The 26242-nt window shown below is 68.4% G+C and carries 28 protein-coding genes; 17 read left to right on the top strand and 11 right to left on the bottom strand.

The annotated features are described in order from the left end of the window. The first annotated feature begins 40 nt into the window (after nucleotides 1–40). Nucleotides 41–487: an OmpA family protein gene (locus ACW171_RS12505; RefSeq protein ID WP_492093674.1), complete on the top strand. Its 447-nt coding sequence runs from the start codon at nucleotides 41–43 to the stop codon at nucleotides 485–487. On the opposite strand, the gene ACW171_RS12500 is transcribed toward ACW171_RS12505, so the two are convergent. After that, complete coding sequence (locus ACW171_RS12500; protein ID WP_492093672.1) at nucleotides 484–1368, bottom strand: methyltransferase domain-containing protein; 885 nt, start codon at nucleotides 1366–1368, stop codon at nucleotides 484–486. The two genes, ACW171_RS12505 and ACW171_RS12500, sit on opposite strands and share 4 nt — an antisense overlap. Here ACW171_RS12500 and ACW171_RS12495 point away from each other — a divergent pair. The 8 genes from ACW171_RS12495 (at nucleotide 1367) to ACW171_RS12460 (ending at nucleotide 6050) form a co-directional block, all read left to right on the top strand. Beyond that, complete coding sequence (locus tag ACW171_RS12495) at nucleotides 1367–2188, top strand: ComF family protein (protein ID WP_492093671.1); 822 nt, start codon at nucleotides 1367–1369, stop codon at nucleotides 2186–2188. The two genes, ACW171_RS12500 and ACW171_RS12495, sit on opposite strands and share 2 nt — an antisense overlap. A 68-nt stretch (nucleotides 2189–2256) precedes the next feature. After that, a complete protein-coding gene (gene grxC / locus ACW171_RS12490) occupies nucleotides 2257–2514 on the top strand; it encodes a glutaredoxin 3 (RefSeq protein WP_492093670.1) in 258 nt (85 codons plus the stop codon). Next, nucleotides 2514–3350: a carbon-nitrogen hydrolase family protein gene (locus ACW171_RS12485; RefSeq protein ID WP_492093668.1), complete on the top strand. Its 837-nt coding sequence runs from the start codon at nucleotides 2514–2516 to the stop codon at nucleotides 3348–3350. Before grxC ends, ACW171_RS12485 begins: the two co-directional genes overlap by 1 nt. Further along, entirely contained in the window at nucleotides 3347–3778 is a 432-nt protein-coding gene (locus ACW171_RS12480) for a DUF1178 family protein (protein ID WP_492093667.1), read from the top strand. The genes ACW171_RS12485 and ACW171_RS12480 overlap by 4 nt, the downstream gene beginning before the upstream one ends. 95 nt (nucleotides 3779–3873) lie before the next feature. Next, complete coding sequence (locus ACW171_RS12475; protein WP_492093666.1) at nucleotides 3874–4242, top strand: surface-adhesin E family protein; 369 nt, start codon at nucleotides 3874–3876, stop codon at nucleotides 4240–4242. Beyond that, a complete protein-coding gene (locus tag ACW171_RS12470) occupies nucleotides 4239–5060 on the top strand; it encodes an AraC family transcriptional regulator (protein WP_492093665.1) in 822 nt (273 codons plus the stop codon). Before ACW171_RS12475 ends, ACW171_RS12470 begins: the two co-directional genes overlap by 4 nt. A gap of 43 nt (nucleotides 5061–5103) precedes the next feature. Next, entirely contained in the window at nucleotides 5104–5559 is a 456-nt protein-coding gene (locus ACW171_RS12465) for a DUF6265 family protein (RefSeq protein ID WP_492093664.1), read from the top strand. Beyond that, complete coding sequence (locus tag ACW171_RS12460) at nucleotides 5544–6050, top strand: GNAT family N-acetyltransferase (protein WP_492093663.1); 507 nt, start codon at nucleotides 5544–5546, stop codon at nucleotides 6048–6050. Before ACW171_RS12465 ends, ACW171_RS12460 begins: the two co-directional genes overlap by 16 nt. Here ACW171_RS12460 and ACW171_RS12455 read toward each other — a convergent pair. Together ACW171_RS12455 and ubiG are read right to left on the bottom strand one after the other, a co-directional pair. Then, entirely contained in the window at nucleotides 6047–6262 is a 216-nt protein-coding gene (locus ACW171_RS12455) for a hypothetical protein (RefSeq protein WP_492093662.1), read from the bottom strand. The two genes, ACW171_RS12460 and ACW171_RS12455, sit on opposite strands and share 4 nt — an antisense overlap. Before the next feature lie 98 nt (nucleotides 6263–6360). Continuing rightward, nucleotides 6361–7176 (bottom strand): bifunctional 2-polyprenyl-6-hydroxyphenol methylase/3-demethylubiquinol 3-O-methyltransferase UbiG, encoded by an 816-nt coding sequence (gene ubiG / locus ACW171_RS12450; RefSeq protein WP_492093661.1) that lies wholly within the window; start codon nucleotides 7174–7176, stop codon nucleotides 6361–6363. Nucleotides 7177–7233: 57 nt separating this feature from the next. On the opposite strand from ubiG, the gene ACW171_RS12445 reads away from it, so the two are divergent. The 4 genes from ACW171_RS12445 to ispG all read left to right on the top strand — a co-directional run bounded on the left by ACW171_RS12445 (nucleotide 7234) and on the right by ispG (nucleotide 13454). Further along, nucleotides 7234–8508: an aspartate kinase gene (locus ACW171_RS12445; protein ID WP_492093659.1), complete on the top strand. Its 1275-nt coding sequence runs from the start codon at nucleotides 7234–7236 to the stop codon at nucleotides 8506–8508. A gap of 67 nt (nucleotides 8509–8575) precedes the next feature. Beyond that, complete coding sequence (gene ptsP / locus ACW171_RS12440) at nucleotides 8576–10828, top strand: phosphoenolpyruvate--protein phosphotransferase (RefSeq protein ID WP_492093658.1); 2253 nt, start codon at nucleotides 8576–8578, stop codon at nucleotides 10826–10828. A 157-nt stretch (nucleotides 10829–10985) separates the two neighbouring features. Continuing rightward, on the top strand, nucleotides 10986–12131 hold the full coding sequence (locus tag ACW171_RS12435; protein WP_492093657.1) for a helix-turn-helix domain-containing protein: 1146 nt from the start codon (nucleotides 10986–10988) through the stop codon (nucleotides 12129–12131). Nucleotides 12132–12326: 195 nt separating this feature from the next. Further along, nucleotides 12327–13454 carry a flavodoxin-dependent (E)-4-hydroxy-3-methylbut-2-enyl-diphosphate synthase gene (gene ispG, locus ACW171_RS12430; RefSeq protein ID WP_492093656.1) on the top strand — a complete coding sequence of 376 codons (1128 nt, stop codon included), beginning with the start codon at nucleotides 12327–12329 and terminating at the stop codon, nucleotides 13452–13454. 16 nt (nucleotides 13455–13470) lie between these two features. Here ispG and holA read toward each other — a convergent pair whose 3' ends face one another. The 4 genes from holA to ACW171_RS12410 form a co-directional block, all read right to left on the bottom strand. Next, nucleotides 13471–14523 carry a DNA polymerase III subunit delta gene (gene holA / locus ACW171_RS12425; RefSeq protein ID WP_492093655.1) on the bottom strand — a complete coding sequence of 351 codons (1053 nt, stop codon included), beginning with the start codon at nucleotides 14521–14523 and terminating at the stop codon, nucleotides 13471–13473. Between the two features lie 10 nt (nucleotides 14524–14533). After that, nucleotides 14534–15019: an LPS assembly lipoprotein LptE gene (lptE, locus tag ACW171_RS12420; protein ID WP_492093653.1), complete on the bottom strand. Its 486-nt coding sequence runs from the start codon at nucleotides 15017–15019 to the stop codon at nucleotides 14534–14536. Nucleotide 15020: 1 nt separating this feature from the next. Beyond that, entirely contained in the window at nucleotides 15021–17621 is a 2601-nt protein-coding gene (leuS, locus tag ACW171_RS12415) for a leucine--tRNA ligase (protein ID WP_492093652.1), read from the bottom strand. Between the two features lie 125 nt (nucleotides 17622–17746). Beyond that, complete coding sequence (locus ACW171_RS12410; protein ID WP_492093651.1) at nucleotides 17747–18199, bottom strand: DUF3576 domain-containing protein; 453 nt, start codon at nucleotides 18197–18199, stop codon at nucleotides 17747–17749. A 409-nt stretch (nucleotides 18200–18608) separates the two neighbouring features. Here ACW171_RS12410 and ACW171_RS12405 point away from each other — a divergent pair, with 409 nt between their 5' ends. Beyond that, nucleotides 18609–19001, top strand: coding sequence for an NtrZ family periplasmic regulatory protein (locus ACW171_RS12405; RefSeq protein WP_492093649.1), 393 nt, complete (start codon nucleotides 18609–18611; stop codon nucleotides 18999–19001). 281 nt (nucleotides 19002–19282) lie between these two features. Here the strand turns inward: ACW171_RS12405 and ACW171_RS12400 are convergent, their stop codons facing one another. After that, nucleotides 19283–19942 carry a thiamine phosphate synthase gene (locus ACW171_RS12400; RefSeq protein WP_492093648.1) on the bottom strand — a complete coding sequence of 220 codons (660 nt, stop codon included), beginning with the start codon at nucleotides 19940–19942 and terminating at the stop codon, nucleotides 19283–19285. Between ACW171_RS12400 and ACW171_RS12395 the strand changes: the two genes are divergently transcribed. Genes ACW171_RS12395 through ACW171_RS12385 form a run of 3 tightly spaced genes read left to right on the top strand, consistent with a single transcriptional unit; the run spans nucleotide 19941 to nucleotide 21775 of the window. Then, complete coding sequence (locus ACW171_RS12395; RefSeq protein WP_492093646.1) at nucleotides 19941–20666, top strand: YggS family pyridoxal phosphate-dependent enzyme; 726 nt, start codon at nucleotides 19941–19943, stop codon at nucleotides 20664–20666. The genes ACW171_RS12400 and ACW171_RS12395 overlap by 2 nt on opposite strands. Before the next feature lie 60 nt (nucleotides 20667–20726). Next, nucleotides 20727–21413, top strand: a complete 687-nt coding sequence (locus ACW171_RS12390) for a response regulator transcription factor (RefSeq protein ID WP_492093645.1) — start codon at nucleotides 20727–20729, stop codon at nucleotides 21411–21413. Then, nucleotides 21410–21775, top strand: a complete 366-nt coding sequence (locus ACW171_RS12385; RefSeq protein WP_492093643.1) for a hypothetical protein — start codon at nucleotides 21410–21412, stop codon at nucleotides 21773–21775. Before ACW171_RS12390 ends, ACW171_RS12385 begins: the two co-directional genes overlap by 4 nt. On the opposite strand, the gene xth is transcribed toward ACW171_RS12385, so the two are convergent. From xth to ACW171_RS12370, 3 genes are all read right to left on the bottom strand, one after another. Continuing rightward, nucleotides 21753–22547, bottom strand: a complete 795-nt coding sequence (gene xth / locus ACW171_RS12380) for an exodeoxyribonuclease III (protein WP_492096630.1) — start codon at nucleotides 22545–22547, stop codon at nucleotides 21753–21755. The genes ACW171_RS12385 and xth overlap by 23 nt on opposite strands. Nucleotides 22548–22773: 226 nt before the next feature. Further along, entirely contained in the window at nucleotides 22774–23406 is a 633-nt protein-coding gene (locus ACW171_RS12375; protein WP_492093642.1) for a LolA family protein, read from the bottom strand. A 217-nt stretch (nucleotides 23407–23623) separates the two neighbouring features. Further along, nucleotides 23624–26053 carry an FtsK/SpoIIIE family DNA translocase gene (locus tag ACW171_RS12370; protein WP_492093640.1) on the bottom strand — a complete coding sequence of 810 codons (2430 nt, stop codon included), beginning with the start codon at nucleotides 26051–26053 and terminating at the stop codon, nucleotides 23624–23626. Between the last annotated feature and the right edge of the window lie 189 nt (nucleotides 26054–26242).

Genomic DNA, 26242 nt, shown 5'->3' with positions numbered 1-26242 from the left:
GCCCTTTCCATGACAGAATTCAGGGAGGCGGCGAATGACGATGAAATCGACGATTCTGGCGGCCGGTGCGGCCGCCGTCGCGCTGGCGGGCTGTTCGACCATGGGCGGACCGCGCCGGGACGAGCTGGTGACGGAGCCGTCGGCCTGCGCCGCCAAGCGGTTCGATATCTATTTCGCCGAGGATCAGGCCCAGCTGACGGATGCGGCGCGCACCGCCATCGGCCTGACGGCGACCCAGCTTCAGGGCTGCCGGATCGACACCGTGCGGGTTCTGGGACTGGCCTCCAACACAGGCAGCGCCGACGCCAATATGGCCCTGTCCGAACAGCGCGCCGTGGCGGTGGCCGAGGCCCTGGTGGCCGCCGGATGGCCCACGCCGGCGTTCGAGCTGGAGGCGGCGGGCTCGCAAGGGGCGACGACCGCGTCCGGCGTGGCCGAACCGTTGCGACGCCGCACCGAGGTTCTGGTCGAGGCCGCACCCCGCTAGTTCGGGATGCGGCCATGCTCCACGACGCCCAGGGCGTCGGACAGGCGGGTCTTGGCCGAGCCGCGCGGCAAGGCCTTGGGCTGGCTTTCGTGCGGGGCCCAGCCGGCCAGGTTGACGATCTCGAACGTCGCCGGGATACGCCCGTCCGCCTCGCCGTATCGTTCTGAATAGAGGGCCGCCGCGAGCGCGATGATCGGCCGGGTCAGCGGCCGGATCGTGCCCGCCAGCACATTCGTCTCTCCCATGGCGCGCAGGTCCCGGATCAGGGCGAACAGGTCCGGGTAGCGCACGGTCAGCCGATCGACGTCCGCGACCGGCAAGGCGAACCCCGCCCGCTGCAACAGCCCCGCGCCATCGAACCCGTCGGCAAAGGGCGACACGCGTGCCTGAGCCCCGCCGCGCTCCGCCAGCTCGGCCTCGGTCAGCACCCCGCGAAGCTCCTTCAGCGTCCCCGCGCCCAGAAGCGTCCCCAGAAACAGCCCGTCGGGCTTCAGCGCCCTGCGGATCTGGCTCAACGCACCCGGCAGGTCGTTGGCCCAGTGAAGCGTCATCAGCGACACCATCAGGTCGACCGATCCAGCCTCGACCTCCAACGGCCGCGCCCCCGGAGCGGACCGGTCCGTCCGGCCTCCCACCGCGCGCGGCGTCCCGACCCGGCCCGCTGCGTCGCTTTCCGCGAGGGCCTGGGCGAACGGCCCGGGATGCGCGGACAGGTCGACGGCGACGGGAAACTCCCGCAAGGTCGCTTCCAGACTGAGAACGGCGTTCTCGGCGGCGCGGCGATGCAGGAAGTCGGCGTCGGCGATGCGCCGCTCGGACCGCGCCAACCGGGCAGTCCGTCGCGCGGCGTCGAAAATCAGGGGAGGGCCGGTTTCGGTCATGGCAATCCAGAGAGGGGGCCTGCAGGATGGGGGCTGGAACGCGCGTTGGGAAGACGGCCGGTCGCGGATCGGCCGCGGCCTGAGGTCTTTCGGCCGGGGTCTGGCCGACCTGATCCTGCCGCCCATGGCCCATGACAGCCGCGAGGCCACGGCCGCCGCCGGTCTGACGGCCGACGCCTGGAGCCGGGTGGTCTTTCTGGAGGACCCGGTCTGCGACGGCTGCGGCGCCGCGTTCGAATACGACGGTGGCGACTTCGCCTCGGACCGCTGCGCCGCCTGTCTCGCCCTGCCTTACGCCTTCGCCCGCGCCCGCGCGGCCTGCGTCTATGACGACGCCTCGCGCGGCCTGATCCTGAAGTTCAAGCACGGCGACCAGCAGCAGTTCGCCGGTCTATTCGCCCGTTGGCTCGGTCGCGCCGCCGCGCGCCTGGTCGAGGATTGCGACGCCGTCGTGCCCGTGCCGCTGCATCCCTCCCGCCTCCTGGCGCGGCGGTTCAACCAGGCCGCCGAGATCGCTCGGCCGCTGGCCCGGCATGCCGACCGCGACTATCTGCCCGACGCCCTGATCCGCGCGCGCGCCACCCAAACCCAGGGCGGACGCAGCCTTCGGGGCCGCAAACTCAATGTGAAATCCGCCTTCGCCGTCACCGAGGCGGGCGCCCGCAGCCTGCGTGGTCGGCGCGTCCTTCTGGTCGACGATGTCCTGACCACGGGAGCCACGGCCGAGGCCTGCGCGCGTGCGCTTCTCGACGCCGGAGCGCGTGCGGTCGATCTGGCCGTCATCGCGAGGGTGCGAACCGCGCGGGAACTGCCTAGATAGGGGATTGGTTGGTCCTGCAGGTTTTGCACCGTGCACGGCCCATAGATCGAACCTTCGGAGAATCCGCCTTGGCCGACGTCGTCCTCTACACCAAACCCGGTTGCCCCTACTGCATCGCGGCCATGGGCCTGCTGAAGCGCAAGGGCGTGGAATTCACCGAGATCGTCGCCTCCAACGACCCCGAGAAGAAGGCCGAGATGATCCAGAAGTCGGGCGGCAAGGCCACCTTCCCCCAGATCTTCATCGACGGAAAACACATCGGCGGCTCCGACGACATGAGCGCCTTGGACCGACGCGGCGGTCTGGACGAGCTTCTGGCGGCCTGATGTCGTCCGGCCTGGCCATCGCCCTGATCCAGACGCGCACGCCTGCCACGCAAGGCCAGGCGCTGGCCCAGGTCGAGCCCCTGATCCGTCAGGCGGCGGCCGACGGGGCGAAATTCATCCTCACCCCGGAGGCTTCGAACCTGCTGGAACAGAGGAAGGATCGGCGTGGCCTGGCCGTCACCACCGAGGAACAGGACGCGGTCGTCATCGGCCTGCGTCATCTGGCGGCGGAGCTGGGGGTCTGGCTGCTGATCGGCTCGGCCATCGTCAAGTCGGGCCGCCAGGGCGACGACCGGGCCGCCAACCGCAGCCTGCTCATCGACGCTGGCGGCGGCATCGTCGCCCGATACGACAAGCTGCACGTCTTCGACGTCGACCTGCCTAACGGCGAGACCTATCGCGAAAGCTCGACCATCCGTCCCGGCGACGGGGCGGCCGTGGCCGATACGCCCTGGGGCCGGCTGGGGCTTGCGGTCTGCTACGACATCCGCTTCCCCCACCTGTTCCGCCAACTGGCCAAGGCGGGGGCCTCGATGATCTCGGTCCCCGCCGCCTTCACGGTCCCGACCGGCGAGGCCCACTGGGAGACGCTGCTCCGCGCTCGCGCCATCGAGACCGGCGCCTATGTCCTCGCCCCCGCACAGGGCGGGACCCATGAGGATGGTCGCAAGACCTGGGGGCGGTCGACCGTGGTCGGACCCTGGGGCGAAATCGTCGCCAAGCTCGATCACGACGAGCCGGGCGTCCTGCACGCGAGCCTGGATTTCGCGGCCGTGGAGACCGCCCGCGCCTCGGTCCCGGCCCTGCGTCACGACCGGGCGTTCACGGCGCCATGATCCGCTACGCCCTCGCCTGTGACCACGCCCACCCGTTCGAGGCCTGGTTCAGCTCGTCGTCCGACTATGACGATCAGGCGCAGCGCGGCCTGGTCGAATGCCCCTTCTGCGGCTCGCGCGCCGTGTCGAAACAGATCATGGCCCCGGCCGTCGCTGGCACCAAGAGGCGCGACGTCACGCCCGACCTGGGCAAGGTGCAGGCCATGATGATGCAGGCCGCCCGCGAGGTCCGCAGCCACGTCGAACAGAATTTCGACTACGTCGGCGACACCTTCGCCCGCGAGGCTCGCGACATCCACGAAGGCAGGTCCGAGAAGCGCGAAATCTACGGCGAGGCCACCCCCGCCGAGGTCAAGGCCCTGAAGGAAGACGGCGTCCCCTGCGCCGCCCTGCCCCCCGCCCCCGTCGATCCGGCAAAGGCGAACTGAGGTCGGTCGTAGGGTTGAGCGCAGATCGCGCTGTACCTTGTTTGATTTCTTTTGATTGTTTTCAGTCGTAGGCTCGAGCAACCAAGGGGGGATCAATGCTGGCACTTTTGCTTCTTGCGAGCCTCCAGGCCGTTTGGCCCGACGATCGGTTGGATAACGGCTGGACCTGGCGGGGGCTGACCACGAATAGGGATATGATCCTGTTCACTCGACCGGGCCCCCGCCCCAACCTTTTGTGGACGAGGCACGAACTACGAGAGCCAAATGAGATCCAAACGTTGTCCAGTGTCTCACTTATCGAGATGGACTGTGTCGGTGGACGGTCGAGATCCGTTCAAGGAACGGATTTCACCGGCTCCAATCTGACAGGCCGATCAATCGCTACCGAAGGTGGGGCGTGGAGGTATCCCAATCCGGGGTCGGTTGCTGACGCGACCTTCCAACTCGTTTGTTCCGGCGAGTGAACACCGAAGAACGCTACGCCGAGTTTCCGCCGCCACCGTCTCTGGCCCCCTGGGTCAAGGTGGTCTGGACCTATGCCTGCCCCGAGCCGAGCCGGACGATCCAGCGCATCGCCCCCGACGGCTGTCCCGAACTGATCCTCGACATCGGCTCCCCTTATGAAGAGCAGGGGCCGGACGGTGTCTGGCGGCTACAGCCCCCGGCCCTGTTCGCCGGCCAGATGACCCGCCCCATCGCCATCCGCCCGGTCGGACCGGTCGAACTGGTCGCCGTTCGCTTCCATCCCGATGGCGCGCGCGACTGGCTGGGCGCGGCGCTCGGCATGGCGACCGATGGGCGTCTCGATATGGTCGATCGACTGAAGGGGGTCGTCGCCCCCGCTGGCGATCCGGAGGCGCAGGCCAAGGCCATGACCGACCGGCTGGAGGCCTTGCGGGTCGAACAGGGCTGGAGCCTCGATCCGACCGTCCGCGCCGAGGTCGAAGCGATGATGGCGGACAAACCCGTGCCCGACCGGTCGCCCTCCGAACAACGGGCCCTGCAGAGGCGGTTCCTCGACCGGGCCGGGGTTTCGCCCCGGATGCTGCGGTCGGTCATGCGGTTCCGCCGGGTATTCGATCAAGCGCTGGAGCCGGGCGAGGCATCCTCCGGCTGGCTCCAGGCCGGCCTCGGTGCCGGCTATTTCGACCAGCCCCAGATGGCGCGCGACTTCCGGCGCTTCCTCGGCTGCACGGCGACCGAGTGGGCGCGCGAACAGGTCGAACTGGCACGGGCCATCGCGTCGCAAACCTACAAGCCTGACGCGCCGCATCCGGCCTAGCCTGATCCCATCGCCGCCAGACGCGGCTTCAGAGGATGAGACCATGCTGACCGCCATGATCGCCGCCGGCCTGTTGCAGACCGTGCCGACGACCGCTGACCTGTCGTGGATGGCCGGGTACTGGCTGGACTGTTCGGACGGGCGGGAGGCATCGGAGACCTGGACCGATCCGCGCGGCGGCGTTCTGGTCGGGGCCGCGACGACGGTGTCCAACGGACGCGCATCTTTCGAGTTTGCCCGGATCGCGCCGCTCAACGGGGTGATCTCCTATGTCGCCCAGCCGGGCGGGGCACCGCCGACGGCCTTCGGCCTGATCGAGACGACGGATGGTCGCGCGGTCTTCCAGAATCTGGACAACGACTTTCCCCAGCGGGTCATCTATCAGCGGACCGGAGATGTCCTGACGGCCCGGATCGAGGGCCATATGGGCGACCGCGAACAGTCGATGGACTGGCGCTTCGACAAGGCCGAGCTGAACACGAGATGCCCGATCCCCTGAACACCGGCTGGCGGTCGATGATCGAAGGCGATCTGGACCGCGTGGCCGAGATCGCGACGATCGGCTTCCCCAACCATTTCGAGGCTCGGGAGATGTTCGCCAACCGGCTGGAGCTGAACCCGGCGGGGTGTTTCGTGCTCCAGACGCCCGGCGGGCTCGAGGGCTACCTGATCGCCTATCCGTGGCGGGCGGACGCAGCCCCGGCTCTCAATACCCTGATCGAGGCGATCCCGGCGGAGGCCGAAGTCGTCTATCTTCACGACCTGGTCCTGACCCCGGCAGTCCGGGGCCAGGGCTGGTCGAAACCGGCCGTGCAGGCGGTGGTCGATCTGGCTAGGGCCGGCGACTGGGCGATGATCGCCCTGGTCGCCGTCAACGACGCCGTCGACTTCTGGCGCGGCCACGGCTTCGAGGTGAAGCAGACGCCTGAGATGGCGGCCAAGCTGGCCAGCTACGGCTCCGACGCCCGCTACATGACCAGAGCCGCTTAGCTGCGGGTCCAGCCCTTTTCGGCCATGCAAACGCGGAAGGCGTCGCGGCTCTCGGTGCGTTCGTCGCACTCTTCGCGGGCGGTTTCGAACGGCTGGGCGTTGTTGCCGTGCCAGGCGGTGTCGTCATCCATGTCTGCGCCATTCACCATGATGCAGCCCGAGGTCAGGACGGCGGCGGACGCGGCGGCGGCGAGGATCAGAAGGCGTTTCATCGGTAAGGCTCCATTGCGATGCGCCTTGGTGCCACCCCTTGCGGCCACAATCCCGTTACAAGTCCGACAGCTAGATGAAATCGCCGTAAGACGAGGCTTCAGTCCCGCGTGGCCAGCATCATGAAGTTGATGTCCGCCTCTGCGCCCTCGCTCCAGCGGTCCGACAGGGGATTGTAGTTCAGGCCGAACGGGCCGGTGACCGCGAAGGGTTCGCCCGCCAGCATGGCGCGGATCTCCTCGGGCTTCAGGAACTGACGCCAGTCGTGGGTCCCGGCCGGCACCCAGCGCAGGACGTATTCGGCCGCGATCTTGCCCAGGGCCAGGGACTTGAGGGTCCGGTTCAGGGTGGCGACGACCATGATCCCGCCCGGCGCGACCAGACGCGAACAGGCGCGCAGGAAGGCCTCCGGATCGGCGACATGCTCGATGATCTCCAGCACCAGGACAACGTCGAACGGCCCCGCGCCTTCGGCCTCCACCTGTTCCACGGTCGCGGCCCGGTAGGCGATGTCGAGGCCCTGTTCATCGGCGTGGGCCCGGGCGGTGCCGATATTCTCGGACGAGGCGTCGACGGCGGTGACCTCGAACCCCATCCGTCGCATCGGCTCGGCGATCAGCCCCCCGCCGCAGCCGATGTCGATCAGGCTGAGGCCCGCGAAGGCGTCGCGCGCCTTGGGATCGCGGCCGAAGCGTTCGGCCAGCTTGGCGCGGATGAAGGCCAGTCGTGCCGGATTGAACCTGTGCAGGGGCGCGAAAGGCCCCTTGGCGTCCCACCATTCCGCGGCCTGGGCCGAGAAGCGAGCGACATCGGCGGGGTCGATCGAGGCCCCTTGCGCGCGCTCGGGGACGCTATCCGAAAACCCCTGCTCCGTTTGGGGTTTGCGCAGCGGCGACGGGTCGGTAGAAGCGGCCATGATCGCAAGGGTGAACCCCTTTTGCGGCCCTCTGGCAAGACAGGATCCCCGATCACGATGACGCGGCCGACCCACACACGACTGGTGATGAAGTTCGGCGGCACGTCGATGGGCGACCTCGAGCGCATCCGTCGCGCCGCCCGGATCGTCGCGGCCGAGGTCAAGGCCGGCCATTCGGTGGCCGTGGTCGTCTCGGCCATGGCGGGCAAGACGAACGAACTGGTGGCCTGGACCGACGGCGCCGGCGCCGCCGCGCCCGGCCTGCCCCTGTCGGACGACGAATACGACGTCGTCGTCGCCTCGGGCGAACAGGTGACCTCGGGCCTCCTGGCCATCACCCTTAGGAACATGGGCTTCAACGCTCGCAGCTGGATGGGCTGGCAGGTGCCGATCCTGACGGACGAAGATCACGCCCGCGCCCGTATCGTCGATGTGCCCGGCGAGAAGCTGGGCGCGGCGCTGGACGCCGGCGAGATCGCCATCATTCCCGGCTTCCAGGGCGTCTCGCCCTCGGGCCGTATCACGACGCTGGGCCGGGGCGGATCGGACACCTCGGCCGTCGCCGTGGCCGCCGCGCTCGGCTGCGCCTGCGACATCTATACGGACGTGGACGGCGTCTACACGACCGACCCCCGCATCGTGGCCAAAGCCCGACGGCTGGAAAAGGTCTCCTACGAGGAGATGCTGGAAATGGCGTCCCTGGGCGCCAAGGTGCTCCAGACCCGCTCGGTCGAGCTGGCCATGGGAATGCAGGTCCCGGTCCGGGTCCTGTCCAGCTTCATCGAACCTGACGAAAACGGCGCGCTGCCCGCCAAGTCCGGCACCCTTATCTGCGACGAGGAGGAAATCGTGGAAAAACGCATCGTGTCCGGCGTGACCATGAGCCGTGACGAAGCCCGCATCACCTTGCTGGGCCTGGCCGACCGGGTCGACGCCCCCGCCGACGTCTTCACCCGGCTGGCCGAGGCCAGCGTCAACGTCGACATGATCGTCCAGTCCCAAGCCCGCACCGAGGGCGCGGTCAACCTGACCTTCACCACGGGCCGCCGGGACGCCGCCCGCGCCGCCGATCTGATGAGCGCCGCCAAGGCCGAGATCGGCTTCGATGAGCTGCGCGTCGACGAGGACGTGGCCAAGGTCTCGGTCGTCGGCGTCGGCATGCGCAGTCACGCCGGTGTCGCCCAGACCATGTTCAAGGCCCTGGCGGACAAGGGAATCAAGTTCCAGGCCATCTCGACCTCGGAAATCAAGATCAGCGTCCTGATCGACGCCGCCTATGCCGAACTGGCCGTGCGGGCGCTTCATTCGGCCTATGGGCTGGAAGCGGTATAGTATTGACTGAACCCGCCCCTATCTGGGGAACGGACAGGGAGACCGGATGGCCATAGCGGGCGGATCGATGACCAGGGGACCCCGCGTCCTCCTGCGCCAGATCCGTGAGGCGATGGCCGACGGCGGCCCGGCCCAGGGTCGTCTGGACGTCGTGGTCCGCACCATCGCCCAGTCGATGGTGGCCGAGGTCTGCTCCATCTATCTGCGGCGGGCGTCCGGCGAGCTTGAGCTGTTCGCCACCCAGGGCCTGAACCCCGACGCCGTCCACAACACCCGGCTGAAGCCCGGCGAAGGCCTTGTCGGCGAAGTCGCGCGACTGGCCCAGCCGATCAGCCTGTCGGACGCGCCCAGCCACCCCAGCTTCGCCTACCGGCCTGAGACAGGCGAAGATCCCTATCACGCCTTCCTCGGCGCCCCCCTCCTGCGCGGCGGGCGAGCCATCGGCGTCCTGGTCGTCCAGAACCGGGCCGAGCGCCGCTACGATCCCGACGAGGTCGAGGACATCCAGACCATCGCCATGGTCCTGGCCGAGACCGTCGCCTCCGGCGAGCTCATGGCGCTGGAGGAGCTTCGCGACGTCGAGGTCGCGCCGCACCGCCCCGAACGGATCAAGGGCCAGAGGTTCGCGGAAGGATTGGCGTTCGGCCACGTCATCCTGCACGAGGCGCCGCTCGCGCCCGAACGGCTGTTGGCTGAAAACCAGCAGGTCGAGGAAATCCGCCTGCGCGAGGGCCTGACGGTCCTCAAATCCTCGATCGACGCCCTCCTGGACGGAGGTCAGGGCAAGCTGTCGGGCCAGTCCTACGAGGTGCTGGAAACCTATCGGATGTTCGCCGACGATCGGGGCTGGAACCGGTCGCTGGAGGAGGCCGTCCGCGGCGGCCTGACCGCCGAGGCCGCCGTCGACCGCGTGCGCAATGAACACCGCGCCCGCTTCGCCCAGGCCCGCGACCCCTATATCAAGGAACGGCTGCACGACTTCGAGGACCTGGCCAACCGCTTGCTGCGGGTTCTGGCCGGGGACAATCCGGGCCAGCGCGAACTGCCCGACGACGCCATCCTGGTCGCCAGGAATCTGGGCCCCGCCGACCTGCTGGAGTATCCGCGTCACAAGCTGAAGGGCCTGCTGATCGAGGAGGGCTCGGCCGCCAGCCACGCCGCCATCGTCGCTCGCGCGCTGCAGATCCCCTGCGTCGGCCGCCTCCAGGGGATTCGCGACCGGCTGAGCGAGGGCGACCTCGTCATCGTCGACGGCGAGACCGGCGAGGCTCACCTGCGGCCCCGCGCCGACATGCTGGAATCGGTCCAGTCGCGTATGGCCGTGCGCGAACAGCGTCAGGCCGAGTTCGCCAAGCTGCGCGACGTCCCGGCCGTCACCGCCGACGGGACGCGCATCACCCTGCTGACGAACGCCGGCCTGGCGGTGGATCTGGAAAATCTGAACGAGACCGGCGCCGAGGGCATCGGCCTGTTCCGCACCGAGTTCCAGTTCATGGTGTCGGAGGAGCTGCCGCGCCTGAACTCTCAGACGGCCCTCTACAAGCTGGTGCTGGACGCGGCGGGCGACCGGCCGGTGACCTTCCGCACCCTCGACATCGGCGGCGACAAGGTCCTGCCCTACATGGAGACCACCGAGCGGGAGGAGAATCCCGCCCTGGGACGGCGCGCCATCCGCCTCGGCCTCGACCGCCCCTCCCTGCTTCGCCTCCAGTTGCGCGCCCTGCTGGCCGCGGGCGCCGGGCGCGAGCTGCGGGTCATGTTCCCCATGATCGCCACGGTGGATGAGTTCCGCGCGGCGCGCGAACTGGTCGACGTGGAATGCGAATGGGCGCGGCGGCGCGGGCGGCCTCTGCCCGCCACCCTGCGTGTCGGGGCGATGATCGAATGCCCCAGCCTGCTGTGGCACCTCGACGCCCTGCTGCCGCTGACCGACTTCGTCTCGATCGGCTCCAACGACCTGTTTCAGTACATGTACGCCGCCGACCGGACCAATCCGCTGGTCTCTGACCGCTACGACGCCCTGTCGCCACCGGCATTGCGCGCACTTCAGTCGATCCAGAAGGCCTGCACCGAGACCGGCACCCCGGTGTCCGTCTGCGGCGAGCTGGCGGGTCGTCCACTGGAGGCCTTCGCCCTGCTCAGCCTCGGCTTCACCCGGTTGTCGGCTCCCGCCGGCGGGGTGGGGCCGGTCAAACGCATGATCCTGTCGACCGACCTGACGGCGGCGAGGCGCGGCATGAACAACCTGCTCGGATCGTCCGCCGGATCGATCCGCAGCGAGATCGAAAGTCTGGCCCGGAAGTTGAACGTCGGTCTGTGAGGGGTCCCGAATGGGACCGTTTCATCGTTAACAAGACGTTGAACCGGCGGCTATAATGGGTTATCCACAAGACGATATTCGTGTTCCTCCGGGGGGAGGCGGGGGCCGTCACACCAACGTGGTAGACGGTCCCTGGTTGAGTACGGATCAGGCGGATATGCCGGGCGATCCGATTGTGGGGCATGGCGTCATGGCGCTGGATACGGGGAATGTCCCCGACGAGTTTCGGGCTCACCCTGACTGGAAGGACCCTGTGCCCTCCATCACCGATGCGGCGACTCTTGGCGACGGCCTGCGCAAGGCCCGCGAACTTTCGGGAAAGTCGATGGCCGAGCTGGCCGCCGTCACCCGCGTCCACGCACGCTATCTTCTGGCCCTCGAAGAGAACAACCAATCGGCCCTGCCGTCCCGCGTCTTCGCCATCGGCTATGTCCGGGCCTACGCCCACGCCCTGGGTCTCGACGAGCAGCTGGCGGTCGAACGCTACAAGCGCGAGACGCCTGACGGTTCGGTCCCGCTTCAGGCGCCGACGGGCGTGGCTTTCGAGGAAGTCCGTCGCTATTCGCCGCGCATCATCGGCGGCATCGCGCTGATCGCGGTGGCCCTGATCGGCTGGAACGTGTTCCAGCGGGTCAGCCTGATCCGCGCACCCCAACCCTCCGACATCGCCGAAGTGCCCGAAAGCTGGAGCCTGGGGGATGTCCCCGGCCAGACCGGCCTGCGCGTCGGCGCGCCTCAGCCGGCCCCGGCCGATCAGACGGTGCCCGCCCTCTACATCACGCCGGGCCTCGAAGCCCAGCTGACCGGCATCGACCCGGCGGATGCCGCGGCCCTCGGCGCGGCCGCCCCGACCGCACCGGTTCAGGCCGCCTTCAACCCGCGCGGACCGGTCTATGGCGCCGCTGCGACGGCCTCCCAGGTCGTGTTGCAGGCCAGGAAGGCCGGAGCCCTGGTGGTGCGTCTGGGCGACGGCCAGGTCTTGTTCGCTCGCCAGATGGCCGCCGGTGAGGCCTGGCGCGCCCCTATCGGCGTCTCGGCGACCATCGACGTGTCCGACCCGACCGCTTTCGACGTCTATCTCAATGGCGAGCACGGCGGGGGGCTGGCCGGCGTCCTGACCCCGCTCAACCAGCTAAACACCCGTGCGACAGCGATGGCGCGCGAGACCGCCGCCCGGATCGAGGCCGAAACCCAGGCCGCCCAGGCCGCCGCCGCCCGCGCCGCCGCCGCCACCCAGGCGGCCGTGGTGCAGACGGTGTCGACGGGGCAGCAGACGCTCGCCACGACGATCACGCCGCGCTGATCTCGTCTCCTGCCTGTCGCGCAGCGATGGGGAGGTGGCAGCGAGCTCTTCGCGAGCTGACAGAGCGGTTCTTGCCGCCACAGAACCCCTCCGTCTCTCCGCTCCGCTTCAAGCCACTCCACCGCACCTGCGGCGCAGGGGAAGACAGGAAGCGTCATGGCCTTGTCTTCGCACCGGCCCTATATTGAGCCCGTCATGAGCTCCGACCACTCCCACATCCGACCCTGGCGCCATATCGAGCGCCGCAAGTCTCGACAGATCATGGTCGGCAATGTGCCGGTCGGCGGCGACGCTCCGATCACCGTCCAGTCGATGACCAACACCCTGACCTCCGACGCCAACGCCACCATCGGACAGATCCGCGAACTCGAAGAGGCCGGGGCCGACATCGTCCGCGTCTCCTGCCCCGACGAGGAGTCCACCGCCGCCTTCAGGACCATCGCGAACGCCGCCAAGGTCCCGCTCGTCGCCGACATCCACTTCCACTACAAGCGTGGCATCGAGGCCGCCGAGGCCGGCGCCGCCTGTCTGCGCATCAATCCCGGCAACATCGGCAACGCCTCACGCGTCCGCGACGTCATCCAGGCCGCCAAGGATCACGGCTGCTCCATGCGGATCGGCGTCAACGCCGGCTCCCTGGAAAAAGAGCTGCTGGAAAAATACGGCGAGCCCTGCCCCGACGCCATGGTCGAGAGCGCCCTGAACCACGCCCGCATCCTTCAGGACCACGACTTCCACGAGTTCAAGATATCGGTGAAGGCGTCCGACCCCTTCCTGACCGTGGCCGCCTATCAGCAACTGGCCGAGGTCATCGACTGCCCCCTCCACCTCGGCGTCACCGAGGCCGGCCCGCTTCGCACCGGCACGATCAAGTCCGCCATCGGCATGGGCAACATGCTGTGGGCCGGGATCGGCGACACCATCCGGGTCAGTCTTGCCGCGGACCCCGTGGAGGAGATCAAGGTCGGGTTCGACATCCTGAAATCGCTCGGCCTGCGCCACCGGGGCGTCAACATCATCGCCTGCCCGTCCTGCGCCCGTCAGGGGTTCAACGTCATCGAGACGGTCGGCATCCTCGAGGAAAAGCTGGCCCACATCGCCACTCCGATGTCGCTGTCCATCATCGGCTGCGTCGTCAACGGCCCGGGCGAGGCCCTCTACACCGACGTCGGCTTCACCGGCGGCGGCAAGGGGGCGGGCATGGTCTATCTGAACGGCAAGATCGCCCACAAACTCGACAATGCGAAGATGGTCGACGAGATCGTCGAACTGGTCGAGGCCAAGGCGGCGGAACTGAACGCCGCCCGCGAAGCCGCCGAATAATCGACGGCCTGAACGGTCAGAGCCCCAGCCGCCGCGCCCTCGCTGCGATCTCCAGCAGCAGCCGCTCGGCGATCAGATGCTCGGGCATGCCGGTCGTCTTGGTGGCCACATCGGCGGTGTTGACGCTGTCCTGCACGACATCGAGATCCTCCAGACGCCAGGCGCGGGCCTGACGCAGCATCTCGTTCTCCTGCTTCCAGAACACCCCGGCGGCCTTGGCGGCCTCCTTGGCCCCCGCGCCATTGCCCTGAAGCACATTGATCCGCCGCAGTTTGCCCAGGTGGATCGAGGCGGATCGCACGGCCATGACCGCGCTCTCTCCCTCGGCCAGAGCGCGGCGCAGTCCGCCTTGCGCCGGCGCGGGACGTCCGCCGAAAGCCTGCAGCGCCGCGTCCGACAGCGACGCGTCCGCCTCGACGCCCAGATGGGCCTCCAGCTCCTCGACATCGATGGTGCGGCCTGAACCCGGCCCGACATAGAGGGCCAGCCGCTCGATCTCCTGACGCATCAGGCCGCGTTCGCGGGGCAAACGGGCGACGAAGGCGGCCAGGGCGTCCGTGGTCAGGCCCACCTTATCGACGGCCAGGGCCTCGCGGGTCATGCGGGCGATGTCGCCGGCCTCGTCCTCGTAGCAGGCGATGCCGACCGAGCCCTTGCCCGCCTCAGCCGCCTTGCGGAGCGCCGAGTCGCGGCCCAACGCCCCGGCCTCGACCACCAGCATGCAGTCGGGATTGAACAGCCCCTCGGCATGGGTCTTGAGCGCCCCGGCCAGCATCTTGTCGACCGAGCTCTTGTCGCCGCCCAACCGCACGCGAACCAGCCGCCGCCCGCCGATCATCGACAGCGCCGTCAGAGCCTCTTCCAGCCGTGCCTCGTCGCCGTCGATGTCGCTGTCGGTCAGCAGGGTGACGTTGAACGGGTCGTTCAGGTCCGGCGTGATGGCCTTGCACAGGATCTCGGCGCGTTCGGCGACGCCGGAGCGGTCCTTGCCGTGGATGACGGCCGCGCGGATCCCGGCGTCCGGCTTCGCCAGGAAGCGGTCCACCTCGGGCCGCTTGGCCAAGATCATGGGAGGGGGATCATGGGAGGGTCGCGAGCGCCCGCATCAGATCGACGCGGATCAGCCGGGCCAGTTCGGCGGCGGCGCGGTCCTCGCCGTCCTGCTGGGCCGCGATGGCGGCATAGGGCTGGTCTGCGGCGGCATAGGTGGTCGTGACCGTCTCCGTCCCCGTCAGCGGCGCCCCGCCCGAGACCGGCGTCAGGGTCCAGGTCCCGCGCACCGTCAGCTCATAGCGAGTGGCCGTATCGTCGATCCGGCGACCCAGGGGACGCCGGTTCTGCTGCGCCACCGTCTCGAGCCGATACAGGGGCGCCGCGCCCCGATCCCAGCCCAGGGCATCCTCCAGCTGTTCGCGCAACCGGTATCCGAGCCGGTCGTCCTGGGTCGTCACCGCGATCCGGGTCAGGGCCGGCGACCCGCCCGCCTCGCCGTACAGCGGCGTGAACCCGCATCCCGCCAGAAGCAGGGCGGCCACCGACAGCGCGGTCAGAGCGCGGACCGACATCTCAGCCGGCCACCAGGTTGACGATACGATCGGGCACGACGATCACCTTGCGGATCGATTGGGCGTTGGCTTCCAGATAGGCCTGAACGGCGGCGTTGGCGAGCGCCTCGGCCTCCACGGCCTTGGCATCGGCCCCGCGCGGCATCGTGATCTCGCCCCGGCGCTTGCCGTTGATCTGGATCGGCAGGACCACCTCGTCGTCGGCGGCCAGGGCCGGATCGAACACCGGCCAGGGCGCGTCCAGCACCATTCCGGCCTCCCCCAGACGCGACCAGCCCTCCTCGGCGACGTGGGGCGTGAACGGCGCGACCAGACGGGCCAGGGCCGACAGCGCCTCTTTCCTCGCCGCGCCCGAGGCCCCCTCGAAATCACGCAATGTCGCGACCAGGGCGTAGAGCTTGGCGATGGCGGAGTTGAAGCGGAAGCCTTCGACGCCCTCGGACACGGCCTTGATGGCCTTGTGCGTTTCCTTCAGCAGGGCCGCGTCCCTGATCGGGTCACCCACAGCGTCGGCATCATGGCTGTCGAACAGGGTCCAGACGCGCTGGACGAAGCGGCTGGCGCCCTCGACCCCGCCCGGCGTCCACTGCACGTCCCGTTCTGGCGGAGAGTCCGACAGAACGAACAGGCGGCCGGCGTCCACGCCGTGGCTTTCCAGGATTTCGGCCGGGGCGACGACGTTCTTCTTGGACTTGGACATCTTCTCGATGTCGCCGATGACCAGGGTCTCGCCGGTCGACCGCTGCTTGGCCGATCGCACGCCCGCATCGTTGGTCAGTTCGACGTCGGTCGGCTCGACCCAGGCACCGTCCGCCCGGCGATAGGTCTCGTGGACCACCATCCCCTGCGTAAACAGGCCCGCGAACGGCTCCTTCACCGACAGCATCCCGGCGTCCGACAGGGCGCGGGTGATGAACCGGGCATAGAGCAGGTGCAGAACCGCGTGTTCGACCCCGCCGATATATTGATCCACGGCCAGCCAGCGGTCGGCGGCGTCCTTGTTGATCGGCTCGTCCGCCGTCGGATCGGTGAAGCGGGCGAAATACCAGCTGGAATCGACGAAGGTATCCAGGGTGTCGGTCTCGCGCACGGCGTCCGTGCCGCAGGACGGGCATTCGACGTGCTTCCAGGTCGGATGGCGGTCGAGCGGATTGCCGGGCACGTCGAAGGTGACGTCGTCGGGCAGGACGACCGGCAGCTGATCGGCCGGCACCTCGACTACGCCGCATGACGGGCAGTGGACGATGGGGATCGGGCAGCCCCAGTAGCGCTGGCGCGAGACGCCCCAGTCGCGCAGGCGATAGATGGTCGCGCCCTTGCCCTGTCCGGCGGCCTCGACCCTCGCGATGGCGGCGGCCTTGGCCTCCTCGACATCCAGCCCGTCCAGGAAGCCCGAGTTGAAGGCGCGGCCCGGCCCCGTATAGGCCTCGGTCCCGACCTCGATGGTCTCGACATCGTCCGGCTTCACCACCGGGATCACCGGCAGATCGTATTTGCGGGCGAAATCCAGGTCGCGCTGGTCGTGGGCCGGGCAGCCGAAGATGGCGCCCGAGCCATAGGTCGACAGGACGAAATTCGCCGCCCAGACCGGCAGGGTCTTTTCCGGGTCGAACGGGTGACGAACCCGCACGCCCAGATCGACGCCCAGCTTCTCCGCCTTTTCGATATCGGCCTCGCTGGTGCCCGTCTGGGCGCAGGCCTTCACGAAGTCGGCGACGTCCGGCCGATGCTCCGCGATCGCCTTGGTCAGGGGATGGTCGGGAGCCAAAGCGATGAAGCTGGCGCCGAACAGGGTGTCGGGACGGGTCGTATAGACCTCGATCGGGTCGCGGGGGTGGTTCGGTTCGCCGGCCGGGGATTCAGGCAGGAAGGCCGGAGCCTCGACGATGTCCCACCACAGGGTCGCGCCCTTGGACTTGCCGATCCAGTTCTCCTGCATCAGCCGGACCTTGTCGGGCCAGCGACCTTCCAGCGTCTTCAGGCCGTCGATCAGGTCGTCGGCATAGTCGGTGATGCGCAGGAACCACTGGTTCAGCTTGCGCTTCTCGACCACCGCGCCCGAGCGCCAGCCCTTGCCGTCGATGACCTGTTCGTTGGCCAGGACCGTGTTGTCGACCGGGTCCCAGTTGACCACGCCGTCACGACGGAACACCAGTCCGCGCCGATACAGCTCCAGGAACCAGGCCTGCTGCTTGCCGTAATATTCGGGGTCGCAGGTGGCGAATTCGCGCGACCAGTCCAGCGACAGGCCCAGAAGCTTCAGCTGGGCGCGCATGGTGGCGATGTTGTCGTAGGTCCAGCCCTTGGGGTGGATGCCCCGCTCCATGGCCGCGTTCTCGGCCGGCATGCCGAAGGCGTCCCAACCCATCGGGTGCAGGACGTCGTACCCTTGCGCCCGCTTGTGACGCGCCACCACGTCGCCCATCACATAGTTGCGGGCGTGCCCCATGTGGATGTTCCCCGACGGATAGGGAAACATTTCAAGGACATAGTATTTCTTGCGGCCCGTATCCCGGGTGACGAAGGCGTCGGCATCGGCCCAGCGCGCCTGCTGGCGCGGTTCGGCGGTCTTGGGATCGTAGCGGGTGGGGGTCGAAGACACGGACAGTCCTGGCATGAGGGTTCGCTCGGTCACGCCGGGCGAGGGGCCGTTTATGCGGGACCGGCGCTGAAAGGCAACGACTGGCGGCGACCTCTTGCGAAGTTAAGCCGCCGGCGGCTCGCCGGTTAGCCTGCGTTCGACAGGTTGAGCTGGCGCGCCTTGGTCAGGATCGCGTTTTCCAGATCGGCCTCGGTCTGGGCGGCGACCGGCGAGGCGGTCCATTCGCCACCGGCGGTGCGGACTTCCTTGGTCACGGTGACGTTCAGGGCGTCCGCGCGCAGGCGGGTATCGAGGATGAAGACGGTCGCCTTGAAACGCTCGTTCGGCGTCTGCGGATTGACGTACCAGTCATAGTTCACGACGCCGCCCCACGGATCGGCGGTCAGCAGCGGCATGAAGCTGAGGGTGTCGAGGGTGGCGCGCCACAGATAGGCGTTGACGCCGATGCCCTGCTGCACCGTCGATGCGCGGGGCGTCGAGTTCCCGGAGAACGGCAGGCCGCCGCAGGCGGAGAGGAGCAGACCGCTCGTGACCAACATCGTGGTCGCCAGGACCGTCTTGCCGCGAACAAAACCCATCGAACCCAAACCCATCGAACGTCGTCTCCCTCGGGTGCTGATCCGCCTGATCCCGTACCGGGGGCGGTCGCGCCGGCGCGACGGTTCACGACCGTTCGCCAAGCGCGGCTCTATAACACGCCCAAAAGGGGCGATGACAAGGCAATCCACGGCCGAACCTTCCCGTATGAGGCGTGGCGGTTGCGGCGCCCGCCCGTCGCCACCAATTCCCCAGGGCGGAGAACGCCTTCCGTCCGGCCTGCCGTGACGCTAGCGCCACAGGCGAATGCTAGAGTCGGCGGAACCGGCATGGATGGGCCTCGTTGCGTTGACCGGGCGGACCACCGGTGTCTAATCGGCGGGTCCACGGTCGCAAGATCGGGTTCAGGAACAAAGGTCCGGCGAGAAACGGCGGGTCGAAGGGTTGGAAATGCGTCTGTCGGCGATCCTCGCTGTTTCTCTCGGTCTCGTCGCCCTGGTTGGCGTCGCGGGCGAAGCGTCTGCGCAATCCCGCTCGCGCGTTCCGGCCGTGACCCTGGCCGAAGCCTCCACCGCCCAGCGCGCCGCCCCGGCTCAGCCGCGTCGCGGCCTGCGCTGGAATGAAAGCGGCCGTTGGGGTCTCGATTTCAACCTGAACCAGCCCGTCGGCCGCGAGGCCGAATGGGGCGATGTCGAAGCCGGCGCATACTACCGCCTGTCGCCGCGCCTGCGCGTCGGCGCGGCCGCCGGTCTGGCCACGCCCGAACAGGATCCGGCCCGCGCCCCCGAGACCGACCGCCGCGCCCAGCCGCGCGTTCGTCTGGAAACCCTGTTCCGCTTCTAGGGCGGGCTGTCTCGACCCGTTTCGCGCCCGACCTACAGCCCGGCCTTGGCTGGCCCGGCCTCCGCTGACATGCGCGCATCCATGTCGAATATAATTTTCTGACTGGCGCCTCTGAACCCGGCCACGCCTGGCCCAACGTGTCACCAGGCCCTTTTTGTCAGCCCAAGGCCGCCGCTGACCTACAATGGCGCTAACGGTTCGCGGAGAGAGCGAGCAGCGAGACTTTCGTCCGTTTCGTCCGTTTCGTCCGCTTTTTTTCGTCCGGACGGACGGACGACGCTTCAGGCGAAGGCCTCCGCCAGCCCGCCGATCGCCGCCAGTCCGCCCGCGCCCGATCCCTGCAGGTCTCCCGCATTGCTCGACGTCACCCCTCCCAGGGCGACGACACGGACCGGACTCAAGGCCGCAGTGCGCAGGCGATCCAGGCCCAGGGCGGGCTTGGCGGCCGAACTCCCGCCGGCCGGAAAGATCGGCGACAGGATGACCGCGTCCAGATCCCGCGCCGCCAGGGCCCCTTCGACCGAATGCACCGCCCCGGTCAGGATCCAGCCCGGTCGCCGCCCCGACAGGGCATAGGCCGCCGACAGCGCCCGTTCCGGCAGATGCAGCCCATCGGCGCCGACCCTCTCGGCCAGATCGGCGTCCAGCCCGATCAGCAGCACCATCCCTCGCGTGCGCGTCACGGCTCTCAGGCGCCGCGCCGTCTCTTCGGCCTCCGCCGCCCCGAACGACCGATAGACCACGCCCGAGCCCGCCGGCATCCGCGCCGCGATCTCCCAGGGCCGAGGCGTCCGCTCGGGATCGGTGAACAGCAGCATCGGGGGCACCCGCGACCGCTCGCCGCCCCTGACCCCAGCGCTGACATTCGCGGCGTCGCGGGCTAGAGCCTGGGCCACGGCCCACAACCGGGCTCCGTCTTCCGTCATTTCCGGCACGTCCATGACCGCCTCATCCCCCGCTTCCGCGCCTGCGTCCACTGTCGAAGGCTTCTCCGCCCGTCTCGCAGCCATTCGCGCCCGCATGACCGCAGCGGCCAGGGCGGCCGGTCGCGATCCGGCCTCGGTCACCCTGACCGCCGTGTCCAAGACCCAACCCGAGCCGGCCATCGACGCCGCCCTCGCCGCCGGTCTGCGGGTTTTCGGCGAGAACCGGGTCCAGGAGGCGCAAGGTCGCTGGACCGATCGGCGTGCGACCATGCCCGATCTGGAAATGCGCCTGATCGGGCCGCTGCAGTCGAACAAGGCCGAGGACGCCGTCGCCCTGTTCGACGTCATCGAGACCCTGGACCGTCCCAAACTGATCGGCGCCCTCGCCTCGGCCTCGCAGAAGATCGGCCGGTCGCCCCGCCTGCTGGTCCAGATCAACACCGGCGAGGAGGAACAGAAGGCCGGGGTCGCCCCCCGCGACGCCGAAGCCCTGATCGCCGCCGCCCGCGCGGAAGGCCTGGCCGTCGAGGGTCTGATGGCCATTCCGCCCGCCGACGAGGAGCCGATCCTGCATTTCGCGTTGCTGGCCCGGATCGCCGAACGCAACGGTCTGAACGTCCTGTCGATGGGGATGAGCGCCGACTACGAGGCCGCGATCCGGCTCGGCGCGACGCACGTTCGCGTCGGATCGGCGTTGTTCGGGGAACGAAACCCGGCTTTCGCGCCCTCTAACGGCTGATTCCGCGTCATTTTCGTCGTCCGCCTTGGCGTTCGGCCCAAGCCTCGCCATTCTAGACAGATGCCCACAGCCAAGACCCTGCTCATCATCGACGACGACGACGACCTGCGCGAGGCCTTGGCCGAGCAGCTGGCCCTGCACGAGGAGTTCAAGACGGTTCAGGCCTCGACGGCCACCGAGGGCGTGCGCCTGGGTCGCGAGATCCGCGCCGACCTGATCCTGCTGGACGTCGACCTGCCCGACATGGACGGCCGCGAGGCCTGCCGCCTGCTGCGCAAGGACGGGGTCTCGACCCCGGTCATCATGCTGACGGCCCAGGATTCCGACGCCGACACGGTCCTGGGTCTCGACAGCGGGGCCAACGACTATGTCACCAAGCCTTTCCGCTTCGCCGTCCTGCTGGCCCGCATCCGCGCCCACCTGCGCAGCCACGAACAGTCCGAGGACGCCGTCTTCCAGATCGGTCCCTACTCCTTCCGCCCCGCCGGCAAGGTCCTGATCGACCCGAAAGGCAAGAAGGTCCGGCTGACGGAGAAGGAAACCAACATCCTCAAATACCTCTATCGCGCCGGGGCCAAGCCGGTGTCGCGCGAGGAGCTGCTGACCGAGGTTTGGGGCTACAACGCCGGGGTCACGACCCACACGCTCGAAACCCACATCTACCGCCTACGCCAGAAGATCGAGCCCGAGCCGGGTCAGGCGCGGCTGTTGCTGACCGACGCGGGCGGATACCGGCTGCAGCCGTGACACCGTCGGCTCCGCAATGGAGCCATGTGCTGGAGGAGGCGCGTCGCCTGGCGGCGGTGCGGGGCGAACCGTTCGACGTGGCTGTGTTCGTCACCCTAGGCGACCTGATCCGCTTCGCCTCGATCCGCTCGCCGGAGCCAGTGGTCTCGCTGGGATACTACGCCACGATCTGCCTCGACTGGCCCGGCCTGTCGCTGGAGGTCTTCGAAGACCGGGTCGAGGTCTATCCCCAGTCGCCGCCGGGCACGCCTTTCTCGGTCTGGTACGAGCATCACGCGCCCGGCGCGGCCTTCTCCGACGACTTCGAACGCGCCCTGCCCAAGCGCCCCGACTGGGGGGTCAGACGTCCAGATCGACGGTGATCGGGCAATGGTCCGAGGGCTGTTCCCAGGCCCGCACCGGCTCGTGGATGATGGCCGAGCGCGGCACGACCGACGGCGTCAGGCCCGGCGAGGTCCAGATGTGGTCGAGACGCAGGCCACGCTGCGACACACGGAAGTCCTGGGCGCGATAGCTCCACCAGGACGCCAGCTTCTGCGGCTCGGGATAGGCGTCACGCACCACATCGTGGAAGCCGCCCGCCGCCTGCAGCCGGTTCAGGGTCTCGACCTCCAGCGGGGTGTGGCTGACGATCTTGGACATGTAGCGGTGGTTGAACACGTCGAACTCCGACGGTGCGATGTTGAAATCGCCGCACATCAACAGGCGTGCGGCGCGGTCCTGCGCCCTGATCGTCGCGGTCAGCTGCTCGTAGAAATCCATCTTGTGATCGAATTTCGGGTTCAACTCGCGGTCGGCAACGTCCCCGCCGGCCGGGATGTAGAAGTTCTGGATGTCGACACCCGCCACCCGCGCCGAGACGCATCGGGCGTGGCCCAGCTTGCAAGCCTGGAAGGTGTCCGAGTGCTCGATCGGCAGGCGGCTCGCGATCGCCACCCCATGCCAACCCTTCTGCCCCGCGATCTTCAGGTGCGGCATGCCCATGTCGACGAAGGCGTTCCGCGGGAACTGGTCCTCCAGGCATTTGATCTCCTGCAGGCACAGGACATCGACCTTCGCCTCGGCGACGAAACGCGCGACCTGGTCGATGCGCAGGCGGACGGAGTTGATGTTCCAGGTGGCGACGCGAAGCATGAGGCTCATCTAGCCTAAGCCGGGCCACAAAAAACCCCTGACGCGGCGCGCCAGGGGTCGAAGTTTTGTTTCTCTCTCGCGCCGTCGGGAGGGGATGAGACCGAAGGCTTAGAACCGGCCGCTTCCGTTCTGCGATCAAAATGTCACTCCAAACGGAAATAGTCAAACGCGCACTGTGAACGATTGCCTGTGACCGTCCGAACACGGTTCACCCTTCGAAAATCCGTCAGTTGCGGCCGGGGCGGCGGGTCGGATCGGTCAGGCGGAACAGGCTGGAAGCCAGGCCCGAAGCCGGCTGAAGCGAGGTCAGCTGGGTTCGGGTGCGACGTCCTTGCGAGTCAGTAATGGTCCATTCCTGGAGGCGAACAGGACTGCCGGCGAAGGCCAGGATCACCGAGCCTTCGTTCGGATTGCGCTGGTCCCGCGCCGTGATTGAGAAGGCGCCGGACTGCATCCGGGTGACGCGGTCGATGTGCACGCCCTGGTCCAGCCGGACATTTCGGGCGAGGAAGGTCGACAGCGGGGTGCGGCCCAAGGGCACTTGCTGAAAGTTGTTCAGGCGAGGGTCGTAGCGCTTCACATTATAGCCGTCCGACACGACCAGCAGGCCCGCCGGATTGGTGTATTCGAACCGCATCTTGCCCGGACGTTGCAGATAGAAGCGACCTTCACGGCGCTGCGGCCCGGTGGTCTCGACGAAATTCCCCTGAGCCGAGGTCAGGTTTTGCAAATAGGTCTGGGCCTGGGCCAAGGTCGCGCGGTCCGCGGCGGACAGGGCGGTCTGGGCGCTGGCGGGCAGGGCGGCGAGACCCGCGATAGCGGCGAGGCCGAAGCCGAGGTCTCTGCGGGACAGGGTCATGGTCGTCTTTCTTCCTTCGTCATCCTCCGGCTCGGCCGGTGGACGGGATGGTTGTCGAGGCTGCTGTTTTGCCAGGCACAGGCGGCGCGTCGATGACGACAGCTGGACCATATTCCGGCGGCTGGATGAAGCCCTGTTCAGGTGGGTTAGTTCCAGTGAAGAGATCAGGGAGTAGGGATTAGGGTTCGCCCCCATGCCAAGTCCCTAGTCCCTTATCTCACGCCATCGGCGGCGGACCCGCCAGAATATCCCGCTTGCCGGCGTGGTTGGCGGCCGAGACGACGCCTTCCTGTTCCATCCGTTCGATCAGGGAGGCGGCGCGGTTGTAGCCGATCTGCAGCCGGCGCTGGACGTAGCTCGTCGAGGCCTTGCGGTCGCGGGTGACCACGGCCACGGCCCGGTCGTAGAGGTCGTCGCCGGACGACGCTCCGCCGCCCTCGTCCATCGCATTGTCGCCGTCGCCGTCCGGGTCGTCGGTGATCAGGTCGAGGTAGTCGGGCTCGGCCTGCGACCGCAGGTGTTTGCAGACCTCCTCGACCTCCTGGTCCGTCACGAACGGGCCGTGCAGGCGGGTGATGCGGCCGCCGCCGGCCATGTAGAGCATGTCGCCCTGACCCAGCAGCTGTTCGCCGCCCTGTTCGCCGAGGATGGTGCGGCTGTCGATCTTGGAGGTGACCTGGAAGGAGATCCGGGTCGGGAAATTGGCCTTGATGGTGCCGGTGATGACGTCGACCGACGGGCGCTGGGTGGCCATGATCAGGTGGATGCCGGCGGCGCGGGCCATCTGGGCCAGACGCTGGACCGCGCCCTCCACGTCCTTGCCGGCGACCAGCATCAGGTCGGCCATCTCGTCCATGACCACGACCAGATAGGGCATGGGCTCGGGGCGGATCTTCTCGCTCTCGAACACCGGGCGGCCCTGGTCGTCGAAGCCGGTCTGGACCGTGCGTTCGAAATGCTCGCCCTTCTTCTGGGCCTCGACGGCGCGTTCGTTGTAGCTGGCGACGTTCCTGACGCCGAGCTTGGACATGCGGCGATAGCGGTCCTCCATCTCGCGCACCGTCCATTTCAGGGCGACGACAGCCTTCTTCGGATCGGTGACGACGGGCGCCAACAGGTGTGGGATGCCGTCATAGACCGACAGCTCCAGCATCTTGGGGTCGATCATGATGAAACGGCATTCGGCGGGCGAGAGCCGGTACAGGATCGACAGGATCATGGCGTTGACCCCCACCGACTTGCCTGAGCCGGTGGTGCCCGCGATCAGCAGGTGGGGCATGCGCGCCAGATCGGCGACGTAAGGATCGCCGCCGATGGTCTCGCCCAGGGCCAGAGGCAGGATGTGCGCCGGCTTGCCGTATTCGGACGAGGCCAGAAGGTCTCTCAGATAGACGGTCTCGCGCTTCAGGTTGGGCAGTTCGATGCCGATGGCGTTCCGGTTCGGCACGACCGAGATGCGGCAGGCGCGCGCGGACATGGACCGGGCGATGTCGTCGGAGAGAGCCACGACGCGGCCGTGTTTGACGCCGGGCGCGGGCACCAGTTCGTAGAGGGTGACCACGGGACCGGGACGGATCTGGTCGATCACGCCCTTGACCCCGAACTCGGCCAGGACGCCTTCCAGCATCTTGGCGTTCTGTTTCAGGGCGTCCTCGTCGACCATCCCGGCGCGGACCTGGGGCTTGGTCAGCATGCCGAGCGGCGGCAGGGAGAAATCGCCCTCCGGCCGCACGAAGTCGAAGGCGCCTTGGTCGTCATCGACCGTCTTCTTGGATTTGGCGGGCTTGGGCGCGGCCACCTTGATCTCGGTCGCGGCGGCGCGCGGGGCGGGGGTCGCATAGGCGGGGGTGTGGACCGGCTCCTCCCAGGGCAGGGGGGCATCGGCCTCGGCGTCGATCGCGGGTTCGTCCTCGGGCATCTCCAGACGGGGCGCGCGACGGGGGGCGCGGGCGGGCGCAGCCTCGACCTCGGGTTCCGGACGGACGGGGCGTCGGCGGACGGGCTTGGTCGCGACGGGATAGGCCCGGCGGCGCAGGCCGGACGCCCAGGCGGCGCCCTCGGCGAAGTCCGACAGACGCAGACCGACCGCATAGCCGCAGGCCCACAGACCGAAGACGAGGAAGAGAATCCCGCCGATGAGGGTCCCGCCGGGGACCCTCAGAGCGCTGAAGCCGGAATCGACCAGTCCGATGACCCCATCGCCCCACAGGCCGCCGAGACCGGCCGCCAGCGGCCAGGCGCTGGGCGCGGCGAGGGCGGACAGGGCCGCGGACAGGCTGAGCACGCCGCCTGATGCCGCGAGCGCCTTCAACGGCGTGGGCTTGAGGCGTTGCTGGATCGCGTCGCCGATGGCTGAGGCCAGGCCGAAAGCGACGGTCAGGGCTGCGGCCGGCCAGGCGGCGAGGCCCAGGGACTGCATGAACAGGTCGGCGAACAGGGCGCCGTTCAGGCCCAGCCAGTTGGTCGGGGCCGCGGACGACGCGGCGTTCAGGCTGGGATCGGCCGGGTTCCACGAAACGAGCGCGACGATCAGCAGGGTCGCCAGCAGGGCCTGCAACACCCCCCGGAACCGCACCATGAAGGGTGCGTCCCAGATCACGAGGGCGCTGGAGAGCGCGCGCTGACTGATGGCGAGGGCGGCGGACATACACAGGCTCCGGACGAACGTCGGCCCCAGTGTCGCAGGCTCAGGGTTAAGGGGCTGTTTACCTCGTGAGGAGGGCTTAGGGATTAGGTCATAGGGCTTAGGGAAACGGCGTCGCATGGGTCCTTCGCCTGGACCCCCGGCCCCCGACCCTCTACCTTTCGAAATCCTAAGCCCCAAGCCCTAAGCCCT

Source organism: Brevundimonas sp. FV1ye28, from assembly GCF_058681135.1.
The sequence above is the reverse complement of the archived record's forward strand: the minus strand, read 5'-3'. Positions and strand labels throughout refer to the sequence as shown.